Origin of the sequence: Guyparkeria sp., from assembly GCF_046545975.1 — a bacterium.
Taxonomy (GTDB): domain Bacteria; phylum Pseudomonadota; class Gammaproteobacteria; order Halothiobacillales; family Halothiobacillaceae; genus Guyparkeria.
Window position 1 is genome coordinate 1 of record NZ_JBKGYT010000105.1, and the last position, 5,301, is coordinate 5,301.

A 5,301-nucleotide genomic window follows, 5' to 3' on the forward strand; every position below is an offset into this window, starting at 1 on the left:
TGTTCTGAATCCAGCCAACAACAAAGTAATCGGAGGATCCCCATGTCCATCATGATCCGACGTCTCGCCGCCTTCGCGGTGCTCGCCGCCAGCCTGTCCTCTCCGGCCCTGGCCGACGAGGACAAGCGCTCGTTCTTCTACAACATCACCACCGACGACACCTGGGCGGCCGGCATGGCCGCCGGTCAGGCCAACAAGGCACTGGAGGCCGGCCACGACGTGGTGCTGTTCCTCAACGTGCGCGCGGTCTACCTGGCCTCGACCGAGCGCCAGCAGGACACCTTCGCCGCCGCGGGGCACACGCCGCAGGAACTGCTGCAGGCGGCCATGGACAAGGGTGGGCGCGTGATCATCTGCCCGATGTGCATGAAGCAGGCCGGCATGTCCATGGACGACGTCATCGAGGGCATCGAGCACGGCGGTCCGGACGTGACCTTCGAGGCATTGAACGATCCGGACACCGTGGTGCTGAGCTACTGAGCTTCAGTCCGCCCGAGTGAAAATCAAAGGCGGAGGGGGTGCGCGTGGTCGGCCTTCTCTCAGGGCCGCGCTCGGCCCGCCGGGCTCAGACGTCGATGTCGTCCTGTCCGGCCAGGCGCTCGAAATCGGGCAGTTCGTCGAGCGAATCGATACCGAAGTCCTGCAGGAACGCGGAAGTGGTACCCAGCATCTCGGGCCGGCCCGGGGTGTCACGGTAGCCCAGGCTGCGGATCCAGCCCCGCTCGGTCAGCTGCTTGAGGATCTGCGGGTTGACGGCCACCCCGCGGGCAGCCTCGATCTCGCCACGAGTGATCGGCTGGCGCCAGGCGATCAGGGCCAGCGTTTCCAGTGCCGCCCGGGTCAGCCGCGGCGCACGGGCCGGATCGCCGGCCTTGAGATAGGGGGCGAGCGAGGCGCCGGCGACGAGCCGCCAGCGGGAGACCCCCTCCCGGGTCAACCGGTCGAGCTCGATGAAGCGGTGTGTCTCGTAACGGGAAGCCAGCCGGTCGAGCGCCGCTTCGATCAGGGCCGGGGCGGTCTCCTGCCCGACCATGCCGCCGAGCGCCTCCAGGGACAGGGGCTCGGGATGTGCCAGCAGCAGGGCCTCGACCAGCTCGACCAGTCCCTCCGGCGGTTCTGGCAGGGTCTGTCGCTCGTCGGTCATGCGTCTTCCTCCATGTCGACCGGTCCGGCCTCCACCCGGTAGAGGGTGACCGGCCCGTAGGGTTCGTCCTGTTCCCAGTCGATCGCGCGGGTGCGGGTGAGCTCCAGGATGGCCACGGTGCACACAGCGATGCCCATGCGCCCCTCCTCCGGACGGAAAAAATCCGCCAGCGGACGCGGACGACCGGATTGCAGGGCGTCGAGGATCGTGGTCATGCGCTGGCGAATGCTCAGGGGTTCGGCCCGCACGTGGTGCGCACGCTTGACGCTGCCCTCGCGCAACAGGCGCTTCATCGCGCCGATCAGTCCGTCGAGGTCGGCCGGCACCGGCGGGGCCGGCAGGCTCGGCGGCGGGTCGATGCCCAGCGTGAACCAGTCCCGGTCGCGCCGGGGCTGCTCGTCGAGCCAGCCGGCCGCGCGCGTGGTCCGTTCGTACTCGAGCAGGCGCTCGACCAGCTCGGCCCGGGGATCGAGCGGCTCCTCCTCGTCGTCGCGCGGCTCCGGCGGCAGCAGCATGCGCGACTTGATCTCGGCCAGCCACGCGGCCATCAGCAGGTATTCGGCGGCCAGCTCGATCGCCATCGACTTCATCAGCTCGAGGTACTCCAGGTACTGCTCGGTCACCCGGGCGACGGGGATCTCGAGGATATCGATGTTGTGCTTGCGGATCAGGTACAGCAGCAGATCCAGCGGTCCCTCGAACTGCTCCAGCCAGATGGCCAGCGCGTCTGCCGGGATGTACAGGTCCAGAGGCAACTGCTCCATGGGCTGGCCGGAGACCCGCGGGGTGGCCTCCTCCCAGCGCCGGGACGCGATGTTCCGTTCAGAGGAGTGCATGGATGAACGCGTTGAACCAGCTGATCAGGGTGCCCATGATCGGCAGGAGAATGGAAGAGAGCACGCCGCTGACCAGCAACACCACGACGATCGGCAGCCCCCAGGGCTCCAGGCGGCTCATCCGCTGCTCCCAGGCGACCGGCAGCACCGAGGCCAGCATCCGGCCGCCATCCAGCGGCAGGATGGGCAACAGGTTGAACACCGCCAGGATCAGGTTGACGAAGATGCCGACCTGCCCCATCAGGGCGAGCGGTTCGGCGAAGCGCATCCCGCCGTCCAGCCCCTTGAGCGCGAGCACGACCAACAGGGCCCAGCCGATGGCCATCAGTATATTGACCCCCGGGCCGGCCGCCGCCACCAGGAACATGCCGCGGCGCGGCTCGCGCAGGCGCGAGGGATCGATGGGCACGGGCTTTGCCCAGCCGAAGACGAACTGGGTGAACAGGTACATCACCAACGGCACGACGATGGTGCCCAGCCAGTCGACGTGACGGACGGGATTGAGCGTGAGGCGGCCGGCACGCTTGGCCGTCGGGTCTCCCAGGGCATTGGCCACGTAGCCATGGGCGGCCTCGTGGACCGTGACCGCGAGCAGTATCGGCACGATGCCGATCGCGATCTTCTGCAGCAGCGACAGTTCCAGCACGCTACTCGGCCAGTTCCGGCGGCACGCCGCCGAGTCCTTCGCGTTCCACGGTGAAGTCCTCGCCGGTCAGGTCGAGTACCGTCGAGGGCAGCTGTTCGCAGAAGCCCGCCGAGGCGATCAGGTCCACCTGGCGATTGACCGACTCCGGGAACAGCTCCGGGTCGTCCAGTGGCTCATCGAGGTCCGGAATGACCAGGGAGGCACTCAGAATGGGGGCGTCGAGCTGTTCGAGGATCGCGGCCAGCACCCGGTGCTCGGGCATCCGCAGGCCGATCGAACGCTTCTTCTCGTGCAGCAGCCGTCGCGGCACCTCGCGCGTGGCCGGCAGGATGAAGGTGTAGGGCCCGGGGGTATGACTCTTGAGAAAGCGGAACTGGATGTTGTCGACCTTCGCGTACACGCCCAGCTCGGAGAGATCGCGCACCGAGAGGGTCATGTGGTGCGCCCCGCTGTCACGACGGATACGCGCGATCCGTTCCAGTGCATCCTTGTCCTCCAGCCGGCAGGCCAGGGCATAGCCGGAGTCGGTGGGCACGACAACCACCTCGCCCGCCGCGATGCCCTTCGCTGCTAGGGCGGCGAGGCGGGGTTGCGGCGTTTCCGGATGGATGTCTAGCGTTCTGGTCATGTTTCGACCCCTGGTTGAACTGAAATGGTCGGCCTGCGCCGATGCCCGAAAGGCGGCGCGGCGACGTGTCACGGCCGGTCTGTCTCACACCCGCTACCGGGCCCATGTTAGTGTACTGCAAGCGGATTGATAGCCCTCGAGACGAGGCCACTGATCGGATACCGACACCCCATGAAATTCCTGTTCGACTTCTTCCCCATCCTGCTGTTTTTCGGGGCGTACCACCTCGAAGGCATCTACGTGGCGACGGCCGTGGCCATGGTCGCCTCGGTCATCCAGATCGTGGCCGGGTGGCTGATGTGGCGGAAGGTCGAGCGCATGCACTGGGTCTCGGCCGGCCTGATCGTGCTGTTCGGCGGCATGACACTGATCCTGCACAACCCGCTGTTCATCATGTGGAAGCCGACCATCCTCAACTGGCTGTTCGCCCTGGTCTTCCTCGGCAGCGCCTACATCGGCAGCAAGCCGCTGGTCCAGCGGATGATGGAGCACGTCATCCAGGTCCCGCGCGAGATCTGGCACCGGGTGAACTGGGCTTGGGTGGGCTTCTTCCTGCTCTCGGGCGTGGCAAACATCGTGGTGGCCTACCAGTTTTCGGAAGCCATCTGGGTCAACTTCAAGCTCTTCGGCCTGATGGGCATGACCTTCGTCTTCATGATCCTCCAGGGCCTGTACCTGGGCATGTATGCCGAGCGCGCCGAGGTCGAGACGGAGCCGGAGGCGCGCCCCGGCGCGCGCGAGGCGGACAAGGATTGAACTTTCCCGGGAGGAAGGACGACTCATGCAATGGTTTATGATCGTGGCCAACGACGTCCCCGACAGCGGTGACCGCCGGGCGGCGCACCGAACGGCACACCGCGAACGTATCGAGGCACTGGAAGCCGAAGGCCGCCTCCTGACGGCCGGGCCGCTGCCGATCGACACCTCGCGTCCCGAGAGCGGATTCTCCGGCAGCCTAATCGTCGCGGCCTTCGACACGCTCGAGGCCGCCCGGTCCTGGGCCGACGCCGACCCGTTCCGGGCGGCGGGCGTGTACGCTTCGGTGGACGTGCGCCCCTACAAGCCGGTGTTTGGCCAGACACCCTGAGAAGAACGAGAAAACGACCAAGACAAGCGACCAAAGGAAAGCAAGCATGGAAAACACGCGATTCGCCACCCGACCCACTCGCCTGGTCACCGCCATGGGCGGCAGCCTCTTGCTTGCCGCGGGCCTGCTGACGGGCTGCGGCGGCGAGGAAGGACCCAAGTCTGCCCAGAAGACCCCGCTGGGTCAGGAACAGGCCGCTGCAACGGATACCGACTACACCGCCATCGAGGACGGCGAGATCGTCGCCCGCATCAACGGCAGCCCGCTCTACGAGGAAAACCTGCTGGTCGTGAAGGAAAACCTCGGCGCCGAGCTTCCCGAGGAGCGGCTGGTCAGCCGCATGGTGGAACTGCGTCTGCTGGCCGACAAGGCCCGCGAGCAGGGACTGGACAATGACGCCCGCACCCGCGCTCGCGTCCAGAACGCCGTCGACAACCAGCTCGCCAACGCCTACCTGACTCACTACGTGGCCGATATCGAAATCAGCGAGGAAGACCTGCGCGAGGCCTACGCGGAGGTCGAGGCGGAATACGCGGAAGACATCCAGCACCGCGCCCGTCATATACTGGTGGAAAGCGAGGACGTGGCGCGGGACATCCTCGCGGAGCTCGACGACGGGACACCGTTCGAGGAACTGGCCGGCGAACACTCCACCGATTCGGGCTCTGCCGAAGAGGGCGGCGACCTCGGCTGGTTCAACCTCGACCAGATGGTGGCGCCCTTCGCCGAGATGGTCGAGTCGCTCGAGCCCGGCGAGACCGCGGCCGAACCGGTCGAGACCCGCTTCGGCTGGCACGTGGTCCGGCTGGACGACAGGCGCCAGACACCGGCCCCTTCCTTCGACGACCTTCGCTCGGAACTGGAGGATCACGTCCGTCGACAGGCGGTCAACGACATGATCTCCGAGTTGCGTGCAGACGCGAACGTCGAGATCCTCGCCAGCGATGTCCGCTCCATCGT

At 66.8% G+C, this 5,301-nt stretch carries 8 protein-coding genes; 4 read left to right on the top strand and 4 right to left on the bottom strand.

Going from position 1 to position 5,301, the window contains the following annotated elements; all coding sequences use genetic code 11:
* Positions 1–42: 42 nt before the first annotated feature.
* Positions 43–480 (top strand): DsrE family protein, encoded by a 438-nt coding sequence (locus ACLFMY_RS08295; RefSeq protein ID WP_410764193.1) that lies wholly within the window; start codon positions 43–45, stop codon positions 478–480.
* A gap of 85 nt (positions 481–565) precedes the next feature.
* On the opposite strand, the gene scpB is transcribed toward ACLFMY_RS08295, so the two are convergent.
* The 4 genes from scpB to ACLFMY_RS08315 are packed head-to-tail and all read right to left on the bottom strand — an operon-like array spanning position 566 to position 3,254.
* Positions 566–1,144: an SMC-Scp complex subunit ScpB gene (gene scpB, locus ACLFMY_RS08300; protein WP_410764194.1), complete on the bottom strand. Its 579-nt coding sequence runs from the start codon at positions 1,142–1,144 to the stop codon at positions 566–568.
* Positions 1,141–1,980 (bottom strand): segregation and condensation protein A, encoded by an 840-nt coding sequence (locus tag ACLFMY_RS08305; RefSeq protein ID WP_410764195.1) that lies wholly within the window; start codon positions 1,978–1,980, stop codon positions 1,141–1,143. Before ACLFMY_RS08305 ends, scpB begins: the two co-directional genes overlap by 4 nt.
* On the bottom strand, positions 1,967–2,626 hold the full coding sequence (locus ACLFMY_RS08310; RefSeq protein WP_410764196.1) for a site-2 protease family protein: 660 nt from the start codon (positions 2,624–2,626) through the stop codon (positions 1,967–1,969). Before ACLFMY_RS08310 ends, ACLFMY_RS08305 begins: the two co-directional genes overlap by 14 nt.
* 1 nt (position 2,627) lies before the next feature.
* Positions 2,628–3,254 (bottom strand): L-threonylcarbamoyladenylate synthase, encoded by a 627-nt coding sequence (locus ACLFMY_RS08315; protein WP_410764197.1) that lies wholly within the window; start codon positions 3,252–3,254, stop codon positions 2,628–2,630.
* A 171-nt stretch (positions 3,255–3,425) separates the two neighbouring features.
* Here ACLFMY_RS08315 and ACLFMY_RS08320 point away from each other — a divergent pair, with 171 nt between their 5' ends.
* From ACLFMY_RS08320 to ACLFMY_RS08330, 3 genes are all read left to right on the top strand, one after another.
* Complete coding sequence (locus tag ACLFMY_RS08320) at positions 3,426–4,010, top strand: septation protein A (RefSeq protein WP_410764198.1); 585 nt, start codon at positions 3,426–3,428, stop codon at positions 4,008–4,010.
* A 25-nt stretch (positions 4,011–4,035) separates the two neighbouring features.
* Positions 4,036–4,341 (top strand): YciI family protein, encoded by a 306-nt coding sequence (locus ACLFMY_RS08325; protein ID WP_410764199.1) that lies wholly within the window; start codon positions 4,036–4,038, stop codon positions 4,339–4,341.
* A gap of 46 nt (positions 4,342–4,387) precedes the next feature.
* On the top strand, positions 4,388–5,301 hold a 914-nt coding region (locus ACLFMY_RS08330), incomplete at its 3' end, for a peptidylprolyl isomerase (RefSeq protein WP_410764200.1).